Origin of the sequence: Pseudoduganella sp. R-43 (genome assembly GCF_049913255.1) — a bacterium.
Classification (GTDB): domain Bacteria; phylum Pseudomonadota; class Gammaproteobacteria; order Burkholderiales; family Burkholderiaceae_D; genus Rugamonas.
In genome coordinates, this window is record NZ_CP183988.1 from 6,445,629 (window position 1) to 6,462,959 (window position 17,331).

A 17,331-nucleotide genomic window follows, 5' to 3' on the forward strand; every position below is an offset into this window, starting at 1 on the left:
CAGAAGTTACAGACTGACCGTAGTGTACGCCTTCAGGTTGACACTGTTGGGTACTTCCGCCATCGACAGCACCCGCAGGTGCGGCAGCACGCGCTCGCTCAGGGCGCGCACATGGCGCCGCAAGTCCGGCGCGCACAGCAGCACCGGCAGCATATTCGCCTTCATCATGCGGTCGGCCTGGCTGGCCAGGCGGGCCAGCAGCTGGTCGGCGAACTTGGGCTCGACCACGATGCCGCCGCCGTCGGCCTGGCGCACGCTTTGCATCAGCACCTGTTCGATGGCCGGGTCCAGGGTCAGCACGTGCAGGGCGCTGTGATCGCCCAGCAGGTCCTGGCAGATGGCCGTGCCCAGCTTCTGGCGCACCACTTCGGTCAGGTAGCCCAGGTCCTTGCTGTTGCGGCCGGCGTCGGCCAGGGTTTCCAGGATCGCTTCCAGGTGGCGCACCGAGACTTTTTCGCGCAGCAGGTTCTGCAGGATCTTCTGGATGTCGCTGACCGACACCACGGTCGGCACCAGTTCTTCCACCAGCCCGGGCTGGCTGTCGCGGATGCGCTGCAGCAGCTTGTCGGTCTCGCCGCGCGTCAGCAGCATGGCCGACTGCTGCTTCAGCACTTCCGACAGGTGGGTGATGAACACCGTGCCCGGGTCGACCAGGGTGTAGCGCGCCGAGCGCGCCAGTTCCTTTTCGCTGTCGGCGATCCAGATCGCCGGCAAGCCGTAGGTCGGCTCGCGCGTCTCGATCCCTTTCAGCGCCCGCTGCTCGCCGCCGCTGTGGATGGCCAGCGTGTGGTCGAGCATGATGTCGCCCTTGCCGGCCAGCGCGCCGAACACGCGCAGCTCGTAGGCGGTGGCGGCCAGCTGCGGCGCGTCGCGGAAGCGCACGCGCGGCAGCACCATGCCGGATTCCAGCGCGAACTGCTTGCGCAGCGCGGCAATCCGTTCGGTCAGCAGGCTTTGCTCGCCGTTCACCAGCGGCAGCAGGGTCGCCCCCATCAGCACTTCGATCGGTTCCACTTTCAGCAGGTCGTAGGTGTCTTCCTCGCCATCCTTGGCGTCGGCGTCCTGGTCGTCTTCCGGCTTGCCGCCGACCTTGCGGCGCAGCAGCAGGCCGACGCCGAACAGCGTGCCGCCCACCACCAGTACCGGCAGCGGCGGAATGCCCGGCAGGAAGAACAGCGCCGCCATGGCGCCGGCCACGATGAACAGGGTCTTGGGGAAGGAGGTCAGCTGGCGCAGCACCTGGCTGCTCAGGTTGCCGTCCGAGGCGGAGCGCGTCACGATGATGCCGGTGCCCACCGAAATCACCAGCGCCGGCACCTGGGTCACGATGCCGTCGCCCACGGTCAGCAGGGTAAAGGTGTGCAGCGCCTGGTCCCAGCGCATGCCCATCTGCATGATGCCGATCACCAGGCCGCCGACGATGTTGATCAGCATGATCAGGATGCCGGCAATGGCATCGCCCTTGACGAATTTGCTGGCGCCGTCCATCGCGCCGTAGAAACCCGATTCCTTTTCCAGCAGCTTGCGGCGGCGCTTGGCTTCTTCCTGGTCGATGAAGCCCATGTTCAGGTCGGCGTCAATGCTCATCTGCTGGCCCGGCATGCTGTCCAGCGTGAAGCGGGCCGCCACTTCGGACACGCGCTGCGCGCCGCTGGTCACCACCACGTACTGCACCACCACCAGGATCAGGAACACGATCATGCCGATCACGTAGTTGCCGCCCACCACATAGGAGCCGATGGCGCCGATCACGCGGCCGGCGTCGGCATCGCTCAGGATCAGGCGGGTGGCCGCCACGTTGAGCGACAGCCGGAACAGGGTGGCGATCAGCAGCAGCGAGGGAAAGGTGGAAAACTCCACCGGCCGCGGGATATAGAAGGTCAGCAGCAGGATGGTCAGGGCGAAGCTGATATTGCACAGGATCAGGAAATCCAGCATGGCCGACGGGATCGGCACGAACAGCACGCACAGGATGCCGACCACCAGCAGCACCATGACCAGGTCGGCGTTCTCGCCAAAATAACGACGTAACATCAATTCTTCCTTCCAGACTGACGGCGGGCCTCGCGCATGGCGTAGACCCAGACCATGATTTTTGCAAGCTGCGGATACAGCTTTTCCGGCACGTAGCCGTCGTAATCGACTTCGCGGAACAAGGTGCGCGCCAGCGGCTTGTTCTGCACGATCGGGATATTCTTGCGCCCGGCCAGTGCGCGCATGCGCGCCGCCAGGTCGCCGGCGCCCTTGGCCACCACCTTGGGCGCGGCCGCGCTGCCATGCTCGTAGCGCAGCGCCACGGCCAGGCGGGTCGGGTTGGTGACCAGCACGTCGGCGCTGGCCATGCGCCGCATCGACTGGCTGCGCTTGAGCATGTCCTTGCGCAGTTCGCGGATGCGGGCGCGGATGCGCGGATCGCCTTCGCGGTTCTTGTGCTCGTCCTTGATGTCGCGCTTGCTCATGCGCATGCGCTTGGCGTAATCCCAGCGCACAAAGCCCATGTCGGCCAGCGCAATCAACAGCAGCGCCAACGCCAGCTTGCCCAGCAGGCCGCCCACCAGCTCGAGCAGGATGCGCGGATAGGCGGCCGGCGCCGCCGTCGGCAAGGCCATCAGGCCCGGCAGCGCCGCGCTCACGGCGGCCCACGCCACCCCGGCCAGCACCACCAGCTTGACGATGCTCTTGCCGGCCTCGAACAGGGTGCGCATCGAAAAGATGCGCTTGAAGCCATCGACCGGGTTGAGGCGCTTGAAGTCCGGCTTGACCGGGTGCACGCTGAATATCGGGCCGGTCTGCGCCAGGTTGGCCAGCAGCGCGGCAATCACCAGCGCCATCAGCAGGGGCGCCAGCAACAGCAGCACCGCCAGCAGCAGCTGGCCGCACCAGGCCGCCAGGTTGGCCACGCTCCACTCCAGCCCCGGCGCCCGCGCCAGGGTGCGCTGCGCCATGCTGAGCAGCTTGCCCAGGCCGTCCCAGCCGCTGGCCTGCACCACCACCGTCAGCACGGCAATGGCCGCGCACGACAGGAAGTCCACGCTCTTCGCCACCTGGCCCTTTTTACGCGCATCCTCCAGCCGGTGCGGCGTGGCCTGTTCCGAACGGTCGCTATCCTGTTCCGCCATCAGCGCAGCACGCTTTCCCAGTAAGTGAAGATGGAGCGGTAGACGCGCTGCATGGCCGGCCCCAGCGTCGGTGCGCTGACGGCAAAGATGGTCAGCGCCGCCACCAGCTTGAGCGGGATGCTGACCACGAACACGTTCATCTGCGGCAGCGTGCGCGAGGCCACGGCCAGCGCCAGCTCCAGCAACAGCAGGCACAGGATGACCGGAATCACCAGCGCGATGCCGTAGGAGAACACCAGCCCGAACTGCGCCACGGCCGCATCGGCCGACAGTTCCAGCCCGGCGCCCGGCGCCGCCCGCTGCAGCGAGAAGGCCAGGCCGCGCAGCAGCGCGTGGTGGCCGTCCAGGGCGAAGAACAGCGCCACCCCGGTCATGTTGAGGATGGTGGCAAACATCGGCGCGCCCGAGCGCGTCACCGGGTCATACACCACGCCCAGGCCGAAACCGCTCTGCACGTCGAGGATCTTGCCGGCCATGGCAAACGCGCCGAAGGCGGCAAACACGCCGAAGGCCAGCGTGATGCCGACCACCACTTCGCCGATCGCTCCCAACAGCACCTGGCCCGGGCCGAAGCTGGCCAGCGCCGGCCGCACGCCGCCGCCGGACACCAGCAGCGCCGCCAGCGCCAGCGTAAACAGCACGCGCACCACCACCGGCGTGCCCTGCACCATGGGTACCGGCGCCAGCAGGAACACGCAGCCCAGGCGCAGCCACACGTAAAACACTGCCAGGGCCCATGCCGCATCGACGTTGATCTGCATCGCTCGCCTTAGAATTGCTGCGGTATCGACGCGATCAGGCCGGCGCCGAAGGCCACCAGGCGCTTCAGCATCCACGGCCCGCACACCACCAGCACCACCACGGCCGCCACCAGCTTGGGCACGAAACTGAGCGAGGCTTCCTGGATCTGCGTCACCACCTGCAGCACGCTGACCAGCAAGCCCACCAGCAAGGTCACGGCCAGCAGCGGCGCCGCGATCAGCAAGCCGGTCCACAGCAGCTCGGACAGCATGCGCAGGGCCATGTCACTGCCCATCCTGACCTCCCGTCGCCAGCAGCTGCGCCATCGCCTGTTCCAGCAGGGGCTGGCAGGAGTCATCCTGCTCCAGCGCTTCCTGCACCTCGTCGACCATGCGGAAAAACCGCGGATCGGCCAGCAGGTGCTGGCCCAGCTCGTCCAGCAGCACCGCTTCCAGGAACACGCGCAAGGCCTTGCGCCCGCGCTGCGGGTCGTCGCGGCCGATGGCGCGCACCCGCTGTTCCACCAGGCGCGCCAGCGTGCCGTCCGGCGTTGCCGCCGCGCGCCCGTCCGCACTGGGGGCGCGCCGGCCGGCGGCCGCGCCATGCGGCGCCAGCTGGCTGCGGATCATCCGCACCAGGGCCGTCACGCCGCTTACCGATGTCACCATTCCATGCTCTCCCTACAGGCTGACGTCCAGCCCGCGTCCGCGCAATTGACGGCGCAGCGCCGTCATTGCCTCTTTGTGTAATTGGGTCACCCGCCCGGCCGACAGCTCGCAGGCCTGCGCAATCTCGCCGAACGGCTGCTGCTGCAGATAGTGCGCATGCACGATGCGGCGCTGCAGCGGCGGCAGCTGCTCCAGCGCCGCCATCAGGGTATTGCGCAGCTGGCGCAGCTCGACGCCATGATAACTGTTGTCGGCATACTCCCTTTCGCCGGCGGCATACAGGCCGGTTTCCTCCAGCAGGAAGCCGACCGCGAGCCCGATGGCCAGTTCGGCCAGCTGGCCGAAGACATCGGCGTCCTGCCGGTCCGCCAGCGCGCCCACCCGCTGCGACACGATGCGCTTGCGCGCGGCCACCTGCTCGCGCAGGTCGCTGGCCGAATCGATGCCGTTCAGGATGGCGCCGCTGACCCGCGACGAGGCGAACGTCTCGAACTTGGCGCCGCGGCTGTCCTGGTAGCGGTCGATCGCTTCCAGCAGGCCGACCCGGGCGTACTGCAGGTAATCGTCGAACTCCAGGTCGTCCTGCACGCGGCGCGCGTACATGCGCGCCGCGTGCATGCGTGCATACGCATCGTAGGCTTGCGCCAGCGCGGCGCGCGCCTCGGCCTCGCCCCCGTGAAAGCGCTGCCATACCGTTTCCAGGACGTCCTCCGACACCGGCATTGCCCTCAGACGAAAGTACCCAGCAGGGCGCGCACCACCAGGTTCCAGCCGTCCATCAGCACGAACAGCAGGATCTTCACCGGCAGCGAGATCGAGGCCGGCGGCACCATCATCATGCCCAGCGCCATCAGCGCCGACGACACCACCAGGTCCACCAGCAGGAACGGCAGGAAGATCACGAAGCCGATCTGGAAGGCAGCGCGCAGCTCGGACAGCATGAAGGCAGGAATCAGCTGCAGCATGCTGATGTCTTCCATGCTGGCCGGGCGTTCGGCGTGCGCCAATTCCACCATCAGCGCCAGGTCCGCTTCGCGCGTCTGGCGCACCATGAACTCGCGCAGCGGCGCCAGCGCCTTGGGGATGGCCTTTTCAGCAGTGAGCTTGCCCGCCACATAGGGCTGCAGGGCCTGGGTATTGGCCTGCTGCAGCGCCGGCGCCATGGTGAACATGGTCAGGAACAGCGACAGGCTGATGATGACGGCATTGGGCGGCGTCTCCTGCATGCCCAGCGCATGGCGCAGCATCGACAGCACGATCACGATGCGGATGAAGGAAGTCATCGACATCAGGATGGCCGGCGCCAGCGACAGCACGGTCAGGCCGAGCAGGATGCGCACCGCCGCCGAAGTGTCGGCGCGGCTGGCCCCGCCCAGGTTGAGCTGGATGGCCGGTGCGCTGTCCGGCGCGGCCCAGGCCACGCCCACACACAGCAGCAGCGCCAGTACGGCGCCGGCCTGGCACAGGCGGCGCATCATGGCGCCTCCGGCGCTACGGCTGCCGGCGCGGCAGCCGCTGCCACCTGCGCCACGCCGTGTTCGGTATGCGCCAGCAGCAGGCGCTGGCCCTCGAATTCCACCACCACCAGCTGGGCGCGCGGGCCCAGCGGCTGGCGTTCCAGCACGCGCAGCAGGCGGCCGCCGCTGCCGCCGCCCGCCTGCGGCAGGCGGCGCCGCAGGAACAGCACGGCAACGATCACCAGCAGCGACAGCAGCAGCACCGCCACGGCGCCGCCGCCGAGCGGCGCGGCGCCCAGCGGCGTGTCCTGCTTGAAGGGGATGGCCGGCGCGCTGACGACGGCGCTGGCCGTTGCGGCAACTGCTTCAGCCATGGCTGCGCGGCGCCACTTCCGTTACCCGCACGCCGAACTGGTCGCCCACCACCACCAGTTCGCCGCGCCCCACCACCTGGCCGTTGACCACCAGGTCGAGCGGCGCATCGACCGCGCGGTCCAGCGTGAACACGGCGCCGGCCTGCAGCTCCATCAGCTGCGCCAGGCTGGCCTGGGCCTGCCCGACCTGCACTGTCAGGCCGACCTGCACCCCTTGCAGCAAAGCGCCCTGGCCCAGGGCCAGCGGGGCGCCGCCGCCATGGCCGCGCAGTTCGGCCAGCTCGACGCGCTCGGCCAGTTCAACGGATGCGGCCTGGCCGCTTGCATGACTGCTCATTACGATCTTCCTTACAAAATTAAACAGGGGCCGGCGCGGCTTGCACCGCGAGGGCCTGGCCCACCTTGCCGAGGTGGGCGTGGAACAGGGTGCTGGCGCCATCCGGGGCCAGCACGGGCAGCGGCTGCTCGGCGCTGCGGCCAAGGCGGATCACGTCGCCCACGCGCACCGCCATCAGGTCGGCCAGGTCGAGCTCAATGCTGCCCAGCTGCACCGGCAGCGCCAGCGTGGCCGCGCCGGCTGCCGCCTGCAGCTCGCAGGGCGCCAGCGGCGCCAGGGCTGCCGGAGCGGCCGGGGCCAGGGCAGCCACGGCGGCATGGTCGAGCAGGATGGCCAGCGTCTGGCGGCCGAAGTGCAGCTGCACCAGGGCCGCGCCGGAGCCGGCCGCATACAGTTCGCGCGCGGGCGCCAGCGCGCCGACGCGCTGGCCTGTGGGCAGCGCCGTCCCCAGCGCCTGCAGCAGCGCTTCCTGTGCGCGCCCGGCCAGCGCCTGCGCCAGGCCGGTGCCCGGCGCCGCGCCGCACAGCGCGCGCTCCAGCGCGCCGCCCAGTTCATCCGGCCAGGCCAGCCAGGCCCTGGCGCCGCCAGCGCCTTCGAAGGCGGCGCGCGGCGTCCACAGCGCGGCAGCGCCGGCCCGCAACGCCACGCACTCGATGCGCTCGGGCGCCAGGCCCCAGGCCTGCTGCCATGGACGCAGCGCCGCTTCCAGCGCTGCGCGCAACGCCGCCAGGCGGCTGTCGCTCAATAAGATGTAAGGCCTGGTGTGCATCAGCGCTTCATTTCAAACAGTTGCTGGATCATTTCGTTGGCCGTGCTGACCACGTGCGAGGCGGCCTGGTAGCCGCGCTGCATCAGGATCAGGTTGGAAAATTCCTCGGCCAGGTCGACGTTGGAACCTTCGCGGTGGCCGGCCTGCAGCTTGCCGAAGGTGGCGCTGCCGGCATAGCCATAGCTGGCCACCACGTCGGCGTTGCGGCGGAAGGCGCTGCCGCCCGCTTCGCTCAGGTCGCGCACGCTGTCGAAGTCGGCCAGCGCCAGGCGCGGCCCGGTGCTGGTCTGGCCATTGCTGTACTTGATGGTCACCAGCCCGTCGCTGCCGATGGTCTGGTCCGACTTGGAACCGGCCGCGTAGCCGTCCTGGCTGGCGAAGGCGATGGTGGAAGCGCCGGGCTGCGCCATCACGTCGCTGGCGAAGTCGAACTTCAGGCTGGTGGCCGTCAGGCCGGCCGGGGTCCAGTCCACCGTCACCGCATTAAAGCCCGGCACCGGGTAGGCGCCGGCAAACTTCAGCGTGCCGGTGCCCACCGTGGTGGCGCCTTCGCTGATGGTCAGCGCATACTCGCTGTTGCCGTTGTGGTGGATTTTCATGCTCAGGCTATGGCTGGTGCCGTTGGCGTCCACCGCGGTGATGCTGGGCACGGTGACATCGGCCAGCGCCGCCGTGCTGCCGGCTGCCGGCGACGGGATCGCGCCGGCGAACTTGAGGGTGGTGGTGGCCTTGGCCGGGCTGCGCAGCTGCTTGTCCAGCACCAGGTCGGACAGCGTCCCGCCCTCGCCCATGGCCTGCACCGCGTCGCCGGCCGAGTTGACCAGCGCGCCTTTGTCGTTGAACGAGAAGTCGCCGGCGCGGGTGTACAGGTATTCGTTGTCGCGCTTGATGACGAAGAAGCCGTTGCCGTTGATGCGCAGGTCGGTCGGGTTGCCGGTCGACTGGTCCTGGCCGGCCTGGAAATTGACCACCGTGCCGCCGACCGCCATGCCGCTGCCGCTGCCGCCGCTGCCGGCGTTGCTGCCGGCAGCGCCCTGGCCGCCGCCGGCCTGCTGGTCGAACAGGGCCGTGAAGCCCAGCTGCGAGGACTTGAAGCCGGCCGTGTTGACGTTGGCCAGGTTGTTGCCGACCGTGCGCAAGCCTTTTTCGTGGCCCAGCAAGGCGGAAGTGCCGATAGTGATCGATTCGAACATGCTGCCCCCTTAGCGGATATTGATGATCTGCGACAGGTTGATATTGGACTGCGAGCGGGCGCCGGCAGTGACGGTCATCAGCGGCTGGCCGCTGGCCAGCGACAGCGCCGACACGGTGCCGGTAAATGGCGCGCCGTTGACGTTGATGTCGACCGTCTTGCCCAGCAGGCCCAGGGCCTGGGTCGAAGCCTGGTTGGACAGCATGCCGTCCAGCTTTTCGTTGAGCTGGCGGGTCTGTTCCAGGTTGGCGAACTGGGCGATCTGCGCCACGAATTCCTGGTTGTCGACCGGCTTCAGCGGGTCCTGGTTGTTCAGCTGGGCGGTCAGGATCTTCAGGAAGTCCTCGATGCTGACGTTGGCCGAATTGGAGGTGCCGCGCGCGCTGCTGCTGACGGCCGATGCGCTACTGATGGTCATGTCCTATCCTTTCCCGTTGTGGACCGGCGGCAGCTGCGCCGCGGCGGTATATGCGTTGAATGCGTTGCGGCGCGCGTGGTCGCTGGCGGCGCGCAGGGCGCCGTCCGGCAGGCGCTTGCCGTTGATGCTGAGGGCGGCCAGGGGCTGGCCCTGGGCTGCCAGTTCGCCGGCCAGGGCTGCCGCCACGGCCGCTACCTGGCCCGGCTGCAGGCTGGCATCGCGCAGCCAGGCTTGCATGCCCTGGCCCTGCGCCGCCAGGCGCAGCAGGCGCGGCGCGTAATCTTCCTGCGGCGCGGCGGCCGGCTGTCCCGGCTCCGGCTGCGCTTCGGCCGCGCCCTGCGGCTGTTCCGCTGCGCCGTTGCCGTCCTGCGCCAGCGCGCCGGCTGCGAAGCCGAACCCGGCGCGCGCGGCGGCCAGGCCCGGCAGCGCTGCGGCAGCCACGCCAGCCGCCGGGGCCGCAGCGCCCGCGCTGCCTGGCCTGGCGCCCACTGCCGCCATGCCGGCAACGGCTGCATGCCCGACGGGCGCGGCGCCGGCTGGCCCGCCGTCCATCGGCACGCCAGCCGCCGGCGCCGCGCTGCCGCCCGCCTGGCGCATAGCGGCCTGCCCTGCCTTGCGGCCGGATGCCGGATTTTCAGCTTGCTCTGCCGGTTCGCCGCGCTGTGCCTGGTGCTGGCCCTGCGTGCTCTCTTGCGGCGCATTGCCGCCATGCTGGCCCGGCGCATGCGCGCCGCCGCCTGCAAACAGCGCATCCTGCAATTGCGCCAGCCAGCGTTCCTGGCGCGCCTGCGCGTTTTGCCGGTTCATGCGCTGCGGCACGCCGCCAGCCGCCGCCGTTTCCAGCTCAATTGCCATCGCCGTCCCTCCCCGCCTGCAATACGCCCCACAAATCGTCGGTCTCGCGCGCCTGCGCCTGCAGCCGTGCGCGCACGAATTCGCGCCGCAGTTCGCTGCGGTGCTTTTCCAGGCCGTCCAGCGCGCGCCGCGCGCCCGCCAGCTGCGCCACCTGTTCGGCATGCGCATCCTGCCGCTCGGCCAGCGCACGGCTGGCCGCTTGCGCCGACTGCGCCAGCGACGCCAGGTAGCGCCCGTGTTGCAGGCATTGCTGCGCCGCCAGCAACTGGCCCGAGCCGCTGATGGCCGCCCATTGCGCACAGCCGTCGGCCAGGCGCGCCTGGGCGCCGCCGGCCACCGCCTCGGCTTCGGCCAGCAGCGCATTCTGTTCCGCCAGCGCCTGGCGCGCCTCGTCCAGCGCCCATTCGTGCAGCAGGCGCGCCGGCTCCAGCGGATAACGGAAGCGTCCGCGCCCGCTCATGGCGCCGCTCCGATGGCGCGCCGCAGCCGCGCCAGCGCATCGGCGCGCGGGCTCGATTCGTGCACGCTCTGGCACAGCACCGTGCGCAGCGCCGGGTAGGCGTGCAGCGCGCGGTCGATGGCGGCATTGCTGCCGGCGCGGTAGGCACCCATGTCCACCATCTGGCGGTTGCGCTGGTAGGTGGCCAGCTGTTCGACCACGCTGCCCATCAGGGCCAGCTCCTCGCGCGTGGCCAGGTCGCCGGCCAGGCGGCTGGTGCTCTGCAGCACGTCGATGGCCGGGAAATGGCCTTCGTGCGCCAGCTCGCGCGACAGCATCACGTGGCCGTCCAGCGTGGCGCGCACGATGTCGGAGATCGGCTCGTTGAAATCGTCGCCCTCCACCAGCACGGTGTACAGCGCGGTGATCGAACCGCCGCTGGCAGCGGTGCCGCAGCGCTCGCACAGCGCCGGGATGTCGGCAAACACCGACGGCGTGTAGCCGCGCGCGGTGGGCGGCTCGCCCGCCGCCAGGCCGATCTCGCGCCGCGCCATGGCAAAGCGCGTGATCGAATCCATCATCAGGAGCACCTGCTTGCCCTGGTCGCGGAAGTACTCGGCCACCACCGTTGCGGCCTGGGCGGCACGGGTGCGCGCCAGCGCCGGCTGGTCGGAGGTAGCCACCAGCACCACGCTCTTTTTCAGGCCTTCGGGGCCAAGGTGCTTTTCCACGAATTCGCGCACTTCGCGCCCGCGTTCGCCGATCAGGGCAATCACGTTGATGTCGGCCTGCACGTCGCGCGCCAGCATGCCCAGCAAGGTGCTCTTGCCGACGCCGCTGCCGGCAAAGATGCCGATGCGCTGGCCGCGTCCCAGCGGCAGCAGGCCGTCGATGGCGCGCACCCCGGTTTCCAGCACCTTGTCGATGCGCGGCCGGCTCAGGGGATTCATGGGCGGGGCCTGCAGCGGACGCTGCTCCGTGGCCTGCGGCACGGCGCCGCCGTCCAGCGGCTGGCCGAAGGCATCGATCACGCGCCCCAAGAGCGCCGGGCCGACCGGCATGCCGGCCTGCACGCCGGTGGCGCGCACGGTGTCGCCGATGCCCACGCCGCGCAGCGCGCCGTAGGGCATCAGCACCACGCGGCCGCGCTGCAGGCCGACCGCTTCGGCCGCCAGCGGCGGCGCATCCTGCGGCGTGATCTCGCACACTTCGCCGATGGTGACGTCGGGGCCGAGCGCTTCCAGGCTGTAGCCGGCAATGGCAGCCACCGTGCCGAGACGCGCTGTCAGCGGCACATTGCGGGCGGCGTCCAGGTACTGGCGCATCAGGCTTCTCCTGCGCGTGCCGCTGCCAGCGCCTGGCGCAACTGGCCAAGCTGGTATTCAAGGCGCGCGTCGAGCGTGCCGGCCGGGCTGTCGATCAGGCAGCCGCCCAGCTCGATGCCGGCGTCCGGCACGTAGCGCAGCGCGGCGCCGCCGTCCACTTCAGCGGCCGCCATCAGGGCGCAGTCGGCCGGATGCAGGCGCACCGTCAGGTCGCGCCGTTCGCGCAGCGCGGCCAGTTGCACCTGCAGCATGGCGTGGATGCCGGCGCGCGTGGCAGCCTGCTCGCCCAGCAAGCGGCAGACGATGGTGAAGGCCAGTTCCACGGCGTCTTCCTGCAGCGAAGGCGCCAGCGTGCCCTGGGCTTGCAGCAGTGCGCCGGCGGCGGCCTGCAGGCGCGCCACCTGGGCTTGCACCAGGTCTTCGGCCACGCGCTGCGCCTGGGCGGCGCCGTCTTCCAGGCCGCGCCGTTCGGCTTCGCCATAGGCGGCGCGCAATTCCTGTTCGGCCTGTTCGCGCCAGGCGCTGCGCTGGGCTTCGGCCTGCGCCAGCCAGTCGCGCTGGGCCTGTTCGGCGGCGGCGATCCAGGCTTGCTGCTCGGCCTGCAATGCGGCGCGCAGGCGTGCGCTTTCCGCGGCGATGGCTTGCGCCAGCACGGCGTCCGGCTGCACGGCAGCAGCCGGGCTGGCCGCTGGCGCCGGCGAGCTGGCGGGACGCTGTTCTTGCGGCGCGGCGGCTGCCGGCGATGCGGCCGGGCTGCGCTCTTGCGCGACGGGCGCAGCGTGGCCGCCGGCTGCGGCGCCGTGCGGGTCGGCGCCGTGCGGGTCGGCGGCAGGCGCCACCAGGTGCGGCGCGCCGGGCGCGCGCAGGCGGCGCGGGCGGGCGGCAACGGCGGCGGCGCGGATTATCGGGTCCATCGGAATACCTTTGCCAGGGCCGCGCGCCAGCCCGGCGCCGCCGCGGCGGCCGGCAGGCGGCCGGCCACCAGCTCCACCAGGGTACGGGCAACGGCAGGCGCCACCGGCCCCTGCGCCGCCTGCGCGGCAGAGATGCGCTCGCGCTGCGGCCCCGGGAACAGCGCCAGCAGGGCTGCGCCGGCGGGCCAGGCTTCCAGCGCCAGGAATTGCGCCACCAGGCCGGCCGGCTCCTGCGCCAGCACGGCAAACAGCGCTTCGGCGCTGGCGTTGCGCAGCACGCTGGCGGCCGGCCGCGCGGCAGCGGCAACAGCCGGGGCGCGCGCGAAACCGAGCGCGCTCAATTCGGCCAGGTAGCCGCGCAGGATGTCCTGGTCGGCTGGCGGCAGTTCAGCCAGCACCTTGTCCTGGTCGGCCGTGCTCAGGCCATGCAGCGCGGCGGCGGCCTGCTTGTGACCGTTCATGGCTGCTCCGTCGGCAAGCGCTCGCCGGCGGCAGGCGCCGCGATCCAGCTGCGGATATCCAGCACCAGGCGCTCGCGCGCGGCATCATCCAGCGGCGCGGCATCGGCATCGCGGCGGCGGGCCAGCAGCAGGACGGAGGCCGGCACGGCCGCGCCCAGCAGCAGGGCTGCCAGCATCCACACCAGGTTGCGGCCGGCCGGCGCCGCTGCCTTGCCGGCGGCTGCTGCCGGCGTAGCGTCGGCCGGGCTGGCATCGGCATGGCCGGCGATCGGGGTCGGCAAGCTGTCCGGCAGGCTGCCGAACTGCTGCATCGAATACAGCACCAGGGCATCGCCCCGTTCCTGGTTCAGGCCGACGGCCGATGCCACCACTTCCTTGAGTTTTTCGATCTGGTCTTCGTTCAGCGACTGGCGCACCAGTACCGCCACCGTCATGCGCTTGACCGCGCCGCTGGCCACGTTCAGCTGCTCGGTGCGGCGGCCCACCTGGTAGTCGGCTTCGGTGGTGCTGCTGCCCGGATTGCGCGCCACGGCGTCGTTCTGGCCGCCGCTGGCGTCGCTGACCACCTTGCGCTCGCGCACCACGGCCTGCGCCGGCAGCACCTGCTCCAGCGTGACGCGGCTCTGGTCCATGTTCAGCGAGAGGTCGATGCTCGCGACAGCCGTGCCGGCGCCAAAGGTCTGGTCCAGCACGCGGTTGACCTTCTTCAGCAGGTAGTCTTCGCCGCCGCGCTTGGCGTCCAGCTGGCCGCTGGCCGCCGCTTCCGCCGCGTCGCTGCCGCCGGCGCGCGTCAGCGCCACGCCATGCTGGTCCAGCACCGTCACGTCGGCCGCGGTCAGTTCCGGCACCGAGGCTGCCACCAGGCGCTGGATGCCCAGCACCTGCTCGGCGCCCAGGGTATGGCCCTGCTTCATGGTGACCGTGACCGAAGCCTTGGCCTTGGCCGCCTGGCGCTTGAACAGGCCCTGCTCCGGCACCGCCAGGTGCACGCGCGCCGTCTGCACCTCGTCGATGGCCAGGATGGTGCGCTGCAGTTCGCCTTGGATGGCGCGCTGGTAGTTCACCTTCTGCACGAAGTCGGTCATGCCGAAATCGGCATTGTTGAACACTTCGAAGCCGACCGCGCCGTGCAGCGGCACTTCCTTGCCCATCAGCTTGAGGCGGGTCTTGTACACCATGTCCTGCGGCACCAGGATGGTGCGGCCCTCCCCGCCCAGCTGGTACGGGGTTTTCGACTTGTCCAGTTCCGCCGTCATTGCCGCCGCATCGGCCGGCGACAGGTCGGCAAACAGCACCTGGTAATCGGCGCGGTAGATCCACCACGCCAGGCCGCCCATGACCGCCACGATCAGCAGCAGGCCCACCGCGATGCCGTTACGCGCGCCGCGGCCCAGGCCGCGCCAGCTTTCCATCATTCCATTCACTTACGACTCCTAGACTTGCATCCGCATCACTTCCTGGTATGCATCCAGCAAGCGGTTACGTACTTGTGCCAGCAACTGGAAGGACAGCTTGGCTTCTTCCATGTGGATCATCACTTCGTGCAGGTTCTGCACCTGGCCGGTGGCCAGCCGGCGCAGGTCGTTTTCCGACGTCGCCAGCGTGGCGTCGACCTGGCCCACTTCACGCGCAATCCAGTCGGCGAAACCGGGCGCCGCCACCGGCGCGGCAGGCACGCCCAGGGCCGCAGGTTCGACCGCATCCACGGCGCCGATCGCGCCGATCGCTTCGATGCTCATTGGTTGCCCCCGATTTCCAGCGTGCGCGCGGCCATGGTGCGGGCGGCGGTGAAGGCCGCCAGGTTGGCTTCGTAGCTGCGCAGCGCCAGGTTGACGTTCAACATTTCCGCCGTATGGTCGACGCCCGGATAGGCCACCATGCCCTTGGCATCGGCATAGGGATGGCCCGGTTCGTACACCAGGCGCGGCGCCACGGCCTGCGGCACCACGGCCTTGACTTCGGCGCCGCCGCCGGCCAGGGCGAACTGCTGGGCAAAGGCCAGCGGGCGCGCCTGGCTCACCAGGCGCAGCGGCTGGTAGGCTGCCGCCGCCGACGGCGCGGCCTGGTTCATGTTGGCCAGGTTGGCCGCGGTCAGGTCCAGCCGCAGCTTTTCCACTGCCATGCCGGTGGCGCTGATTTGAAATGCCGCCTGGTAGCTCATTAGCGTTTCCCTTCGTTGATGGCCGTGCCCAGCACGGACAGGTGTTTGTTCAAGGCCTTCAGCAAGGCCTGGTGCTGCAGCGTGGTCTGCGACAGCTGCGCCAGTTCCATGTCCAGCGCCACTTCCTGGTTGGCATTGCTGGGCGCCAGCGTTTCCAAGCGCGGACGGTAGGCGGCCAGTTCGGACAGCGACGGCGCGCGCACCTGGCCGGCAGCGTCCATCAGGCCGGCCACGCGGCTTTCGAAGCTGACGCCGATGCGCTGGTAGCCCGGCGTGTTGGCGTTGGCGATGTTCTGCGCGATCGCCTGCTGGCGCATCACGGCCGCGTCCAGGGCCATGCCGAGCAGGCGGGTGGTGCTTTCTTCAATCATCGGTACCATGGGCTTCCTCGGGTTTATTGCACGACCAGGTCGGCGTGCAGCGCGCCGGCGGCCTTCACCGCGCGCAGGATGGAAATGATGTCGCGGGTATTGGTGTGCATGCGCGCCAGCGCGTCCACCAGCTCGGCCACCGTGGTGGCGCGCGGCGCCAGGTAGCCGGTGCCGCCCTGCTCCTTCACGTCGACGCGGCTGTTGCTGACGGCCACCGTCTGCACGTCCGGCCCGGTGCGGCTCACCAGCAGCGGCTGCGACACCGTGTTGTCGGTCACGATCGACACCTTCAGCTCGCCCTGCGAGACGGCCACCTTGTCGATGCGCACGTCGCCGCCGGCCACCAGGGTGCCGGTGCGTTCGTTGATCACCACGCGCGCGCGGCGGTCCGGTTCCACCGTCACGTTTTCCAGCGCCGCCAGGAAATCGGCCAGGCGCGTACGGCGGCTGGGCGGCACGTTGACTTCGACGCCGGCGGCATCCTGGGCCTGCGCCAGGCCGGCGCCCAGGCGCGCATTGATGGCGTCGGCCACGCGGGTGGCGGTGGTGTAGTCCGATTCGGCCAGCACGAAGGTCACCGTATTGCGCTCGCTCAGCATGGTGCTGCGCACGCCGGCCTCGATGGTGGCGCCGCCGGGAATGGAAGCGACCGTCGGATGGTTCTTCTGGATCACATTGCCGTTCATGTCGTACTTGTAGCCGCCCACCGACAGCGCGCCCTGCGCCAGCGCATACAGCTGGCCGTCGGCGCCTTTCAGCGGCGCCAGCATCAGGGTGCCGCCCACCAGGCTGCGCGCATCGCCCAGCGAGGTGACGGTGACGTCCAGCGCGTCGCCGGGACGGCCGAACGGCGACAGCGAGGCCGTCACCATCACGGCCGCCACGTTGCGGCTCTGCACGTCGTCGGCCGCCACTTGCAGGTCGAAGCGCGCCAGCATATTGGCGATCGACTGGCGGGTGGCCTTGTTGCGCGGCGAGTCGCCGGTGCCGGCCAGGCCGGTCACCAGGCCGTAGCCGGACAGCGGGTTCTCGCGCCAGCCTTCCATCTTGCCCAGGTCCTTGATACGCACCTGTTGCGCGCCGGCCGGCAGGCTCAGCGCCAGTGCTGCCAGCGGCAGCAGGATCCAGCTCCACTTCTTCACGTCACACTCCGAACAGGGTCAACAGGCGCTGCCACCAGGCCGGGCGCTGGCGCTCGGAGATATCGCCCTGGCCGGCGTAGCTGATGCGCGCTTCCGCCACGCGGGTCGACAGCACCACATTGGTGTCGGACACGTCCTGCTGGCGCACCCGGCCCTCCAGCGTGATGGTCTGGCGCTCGTTATTGATGTCGACCTGCTGCGTGCCCTGCACCAGCAAGTCGCCGTTGGCGGCGATCTCGCGGATGCCGACCGTGATCTGGGCCAGCACGCGCCCGGCGCGCTGGGTGGTGCCATGGCCGTCGCTGTCGTTCTGGCTGCGGATGGCGGCGCCGTGCGTCAGGCCGTTCGGCGTGCGCACGTCCAGCCCGACCTGGGCGCTGCGGCCGGCATTGGTGCCGGCGCTGCTGGTGGCGCTGGAATTTTCATAGACCATGACCGTGATCAGGTCGCCCACCTTGCGCGGACGCAGGTCCGAGGTCAAGGGCTGGTAGTTTTGCGGGCGATACAGGCTGTCGGCCATGGCCGGCAGGCTGGCGGCCATGGCCAGCCAGATCAACCCTTTTAAGACTGCACGCAACATGTTCTCCT

Annotated in this window: 23 protein-coding genes; all 23 read right to left on the reverse strand. The window is 70.0% G+C overall.

Going from position 1 to position 17,331, the window contains the following annotated elements; translation table 11 throughout:
* Positions 1–6: 6 nt before the first annotated feature.
* The 23 genes from flhA to ACN9M3_RS29645 are packed head-to-tail and all read right to left on the reverse strand — an operon-like array spanning position 7 to position 17,323.
* A complete protein-coding gene (gene flhA, locus ACN9M3_RS29535) occupies positions 7–2,034 on the reverse strand; it encodes a flagellar biosynthesis protein FlhA (protein WP_426319488.1) in 2,028 nt (675 codons plus the stop codon).
* Complete coding sequence (locus ACN9M3_RS29540; RefSeq protein ID WP_426319489.1) at positions 2,034–3,119, reverse strand: EscU/YscU/HrcU family type III secretion system export apparatus switch protein; 1,086 nt, start codon at positions 3,117–3,119, stop codon at positions 2,034–2,036. Before ACN9M3_RS29540 ends, flhA begins: the two co-directional genes overlap by 1 nt.
* Positions 3,119–3,880: a flagellar biosynthetic protein FliR gene (locus tag ACN9M3_RS29545; RefSeq protein ID WP_426165610.1), complete on the reverse strand. Its 762-nt coding sequence runs from the start codon at positions 3,878–3,880 to the stop codon at positions 3,119–3,121. Before ACN9M3_RS29545 ends, ACN9M3_RS29540 begins: the two co-directional genes overlap by 1 nt.
* Before the next feature lie 8 nt (positions 3,881–3,888).
* The gene (locus ACN9M3_RS29550) at positions 3,889–4,155 is read right to left on the reverse strand and encodes a flagellar biosynthetic protein FliQ (protein ID WP_426165612.1); all 267 of its coding nucleotides are present in this window, start codon (positions 4,153–4,155) and stop codon (positions 3,889–3,891) included.
* Entirely contained in the window at positions 4,145–4,528 is a 384-nt protein-coding gene (locus tag ACN9M3_RS29555) for a hypothetical protein (protein WP_426165614.1), read from the reverse strand. Before ACN9M3_RS29555 ends, ACN9M3_RS29550 begins: the two co-directional genes overlap by 11 nt.
* Positions 4,529–4,540: 12 nt before the next feature.
* Positions 4,541–5,245, reverse strand: coding sequence for a sigma-70 family RNA polymerase sigma factor (locus ACN9M3_RS29560; protein WP_426319490.1), 705 nt, complete (start codon positions 5,243–5,245; stop codon positions 4,541–4,543).
* A gap of 11 nt (positions 5,246–5,256) precedes the next feature.
* The gene (gene fliP / locus ACN9M3_RS29565) at positions 5,257–6,006 is read right to left on the reverse strand and encodes a flagellar type III secretion system pore protein FliP (RefSeq protein WP_426319491.1); all 750 of its coding nucleotides are present in this window, start codon (positions 6,004–6,006) and stop codon (positions 5,257–5,259) included.
* Positions 6,003–6,359, reverse strand: coding sequence for a flagellar biosynthetic protein FliO (locus ACN9M3_RS29570; RefSeq protein WP_426319492.1), 357 nt, complete (start codon positions 6,357–6,359; stop codon positions 6,003–6,005). The genes fliP and ACN9M3_RS29570 overlap by 4 nt, the downstream gene beginning before the upstream one ends.
* Entirely contained in the window at positions 6,352–6,696 is a 345-nt protein-coding gene (locus tag ACN9M3_RS29575) for a FliM/FliN family flagellar motor switch protein (RefSeq protein ID WP_426165622.1), read from the reverse strand. Before ACN9M3_RS29575 ends, ACN9M3_RS29570 begins: the two co-directional genes overlap by 8 nt.
* Before the next feature lie 19 nt (positions 6,697–6,715).
* Complete coding sequence (locus ACN9M3_RS29580; RefSeq protein ID WP_426319493.1) at positions 6,716–7,465, reverse strand: FliM/FliN family flagellar motor C-terminal domain-containing protein; 750 nt, start codon at positions 7,463–7,465, stop codon at positions 6,716–6,718.
* The gene (locus tag ACN9M3_RS29585; protein ID WP_426319494.1) at positions 7,465–8,658 is read right to left on the reverse strand and encodes a flagellar hook-basal body complex protein; all 1,194 of its coding nucleotides are present in this window, start codon (positions 8,656–8,658) and stop codon (positions 7,465–7,467) included. Before ACN9M3_RS29585 ends, ACN9M3_RS29580 begins: the two co-directional genes overlap by 1 nt.
* A gap of 9 nt (positions 8,659–8,667) precedes the next feature.
* Complete coding sequence (locus ACN9M3_RS29590) at positions 8,668–9,075, reverse strand: flagellar hook assembly protein FlgD (RefSeq protein ID WP_426165628.1); 408 nt, start codon at positions 9,073–9,075, stop codon at positions 8,668–8,670.
* Positions 9,076–9,078: 3 nt separating this feature from the next.
* The gene (locus tag ACN9M3_RS29595; protein ID WP_426319495.1) at positions 9,079–9,930 is read right to left on the reverse strand and encodes a hypothetical protein; all 852 of its coding nucleotides are present in this window, start codon (positions 9,928–9,930) and stop codon (positions 9,079–9,081) included.
* Positions 9,920–10,390, reverse strand: coding sequence for a hypothetical protein (locus ACN9M3_RS29600; RefSeq protein WP_426319496.1), 471 nt, complete (start codon positions 10,388–10,390; stop codon positions 9,920–9,922). The genes ACN9M3_RS29595 and ACN9M3_RS29600 overlap by 11 nt, the downstream gene beginning before the upstream one ends.
* Positions 10,387–11,694 (reverse strand): FliI/YscN family ATPase, encoded by a 1,308-nt coding sequence (locus ACN9M3_RS29605; protein ID WP_426319497.1) that lies wholly within the window; start codon positions 11,692–11,694, stop codon positions 10,387–10,389. The genes ACN9M3_RS29600 and ACN9M3_RS29605 overlap by 4 nt, the downstream gene beginning before the upstream one ends.
* The gene (locus tag ACN9M3_RS29610) at positions 11,694–12,608 is read right to left on the reverse strand and encodes a FliH/SctL family protein (protein WP_426319498.1); all 915 of its coding nucleotides are present in this window, start codon (positions 12,606–12,608) and stop codon (positions 11,694–11,696) included. The genes ACN9M3_RS29605 and ACN9M3_RS29610 overlap by 1 nt, the downstream gene beginning before the upstream one ends.
* The gene (locus ACN9M3_RS29615) at positions 12,596–13,069 is read right to left on the reverse strand and encodes a hypothetical protein (RefSeq protein ID WP_426319499.1); all 474 of its coding nucleotides are present in this window, start codon (positions 13,067–13,069) and stop codon (positions 12,596–12,598) included. The genes ACN9M3_RS29610 and ACN9M3_RS29615 overlap by 13 nt, the downstream gene beginning before the upstream one ends.
* Positions 13,066–14,484: a flagellar basal-body MS-ring/collar protein FliF gene (gene fliF, locus ACN9M3_RS29620; RefSeq protein ID WP_426172334.1), complete on the reverse strand. Its 1,419-nt coding sequence runs from the start codon at positions 14,482–14,484 to the stop codon at positions 13,066–13,068. The genes ACN9M3_RS29615 and fliF overlap by 4 nt, the downstream gene beginning before the upstream one ends.
* Before the next feature lie 18 nt (positions 14,485–14,502).
* Positions 14,503–14,808 (reverse strand): flagellar hook-basal body complex protein FliE, encoded by a 306-nt coding sequence (gene fliE / locus ACN9M3_RS29625; RefSeq protein WP_426165640.1) that lies wholly within the window; start codon positions 14,806–14,808, stop codon positions 14,503–14,505.
* A complete protein-coding gene (gene flgC / locus ACN9M3_RS29630; RefSeq protein WP_426165642.1) occupies positions 14,805–15,230 on the reverse strand; it encodes a flagellar basal body rod protein FlgC in 426 nt (141 codons plus the stop codon). Before flgC ends, fliE begins: the two co-directional genes overlap by 4 nt.
* On the reverse strand, positions 15,230–15,610 hold the full coding sequence (locus ACN9M3_RS29635; RefSeq protein ID WP_426165644.1) for a flagellar basal body rod protein FlgB: 381 nt from the start codon (positions 15,608–15,610) through the stop codon (positions 15,230–15,232). The genes flgC and ACN9M3_RS29635 overlap by 1 nt, the downstream gene beginning before the upstream one ends.
* A gap of 14 nt (positions 15,611–15,624) precedes the next feature.
* Positions 15,625–16,743 (reverse strand): flagellar basal body P-ring protein FlgI, encoded by a 1,119-nt coding sequence (locus ACN9M3_RS29640; protein ID WP_426165646.1) that lies wholly within the window; start codon positions 16,741–16,743, stop codon positions 15,625–15,627.
* Position 16,744: 1 nt separating this feature from the next.
* Positions 16,745–17,323: a flagellar basal body L-ring protein FlgH gene (locus tag ACN9M3_RS29645; RefSeq protein ID WP_426165648.1), complete on the reverse strand. Its 579-nt coding sequence runs from the start codon at positions 17,321–17,323 to the stop codon at positions 16,745–16,747.
* Between the last annotated feature and the right edge of the window lie 8 nt (positions 17,324–17,331).

Coding starts and splice junctions, on each gene's coding strand:
- ACN9M3_RS29550 (WP_426165612.1), bottom strand. CDS start 4,155: ATGGGCAGTGACATGGCCCTGCGCATGCTGTCCGAGCTGCTGTGGACC.
- ACN9M3_RS29575 (WP_426165622.1), bottom strand. CDS start 6,696: ATGAGCAGTCATGCAAGCGGCCAGGCCGCATCCGTTGAACTGGCCGAG.
- ACN9M3_RS29600 (WP_426319496.1), bottom strand. CDS start 10,390: ATGAGCGGGCGCGGACGCTTCCGTTATCCGCTGGAGCCGGCGCGCCTG.
- ACN9M3_RS29605 (WP_426319497.1), bottom strand. CDS start 11,694: ATGCGCCAGTACCTGGACGCCGCCCGCAATGTGCCGCTGACAGCGCGT.
- flhA (WP_426319488.1), bottom strand. CDS start 2,034: ATGTTACGTCGTTATTTTGGCGAGAACGCCGACCTGGTCATGGTGCTG.
- ACN9M3_RS29580 (WP_426319493.1), bottom strand. CDS start 7,465: ATGCACACCAGGCCTTACATCTTATTGAGCGACAGCCGCCTGGCGGCG.
- ACN9M3_RS29585 (WP_426319494.1), bottom strand. CDS start 8,658: ATGTTCGAATCGATCACTATCGGCACTTCCGCCTTGCTGGGCCACGAA.
- ACN9M3_RS29545 (WP_426165610.1), bottom strand. CDS start 3,880: ATGCAGATCAACGTCGATGCGGCATGGGCCCTGGCAGTGTTTTACGTG.
- ACN9M3_RS29645 (WP_426165648.1), bottom strand. CDS start 17,323: ATGTTGCGTGCAGTCTTAAAAGGGTTGATCTGGCTGGCCATGGCCGCC.
- flgC (WP_426165642.1), bottom strand. CDS start 15,230: ATGAGCTACCAGGCGGCATTTCAAATCAGCGCCACCGGCATGGCAGTG.
- fliE (WP_426165640.1), bottom strand. CDS start 14,808: ATGAGCATCGAAGCGATCGGCGCGATCGGCGCCGTGGATGCGGTCGAA.
- ACN9M3_RS29635 (WP_426165644.1), bottom strand. CDS start 15,610: ATGGTACCGATGATTGAAGAAAGCACCACCCGCCTGCTCGGCATGGCC.
- ACN9M3_RS29540 (WP_426319489.1), bottom strand. CDS start 3,119: ATGGCGGAACAGGATAGCGACCGTTCGGAACAGGCCACGCCGCACCGG.
- fliP (WP_426319491.1), bottom strand. CDS start 6,006: ATGATGCGCCGCCTGTGCCAGGCCGGCGCCGTACTGGCGCTGCTGCTG.
- ACN9M3_RS29570 (WP_426319492.1), bottom strand. CDS start 6,359: ATGGCTGAAGCAGTTGCCGCAACGGCCAGCGCCGTCGTCAGCGCGCCG.
- ACN9M3_RS29555 (WP_426165614.1), bottom strand. CDS start 4,528: ATGGTGACATCGGTAAGCGGCGTGACGGCCCTGGTGCGGATGATCCGC.
- ACN9M3_RS29610 (WP_426319498.1), bottom strand. CDS start 12,608: ATGGACCCGATAATCCGCGCCGCCGCCGTTGCCGCCCGCCCGCGCCGC.
- ACN9M3_RS29615 (WP_426319499.1), bottom strand. CDS start 13,069: ATGAACGGTCACAAGCAGGCCGCCGCCGCGCTGCATGGCCTGAGCACG.
- ACN9M3_RS29595 (WP_426319495.1), bottom strand. CDS start 9,930: ATGGCAATTGAGCTGGAAACGGCGGCGGCTGGCGGCGTGCCGCAGCGC.
- ACN9M3_RS29590 (WP_426165628.1), bottom strand. CDS start 9,075: ATGACCATCAGTAGCGCATCGGCCGTCAGCAGCAGCGCGCGCGGCACC.
- fliF (WP_426172334.1), bottom strand. CDS start 14,484: ATGATGGAAAGCTGGCGCGGCCTGGGCCGCGGCGCGCGTAACGGCATC.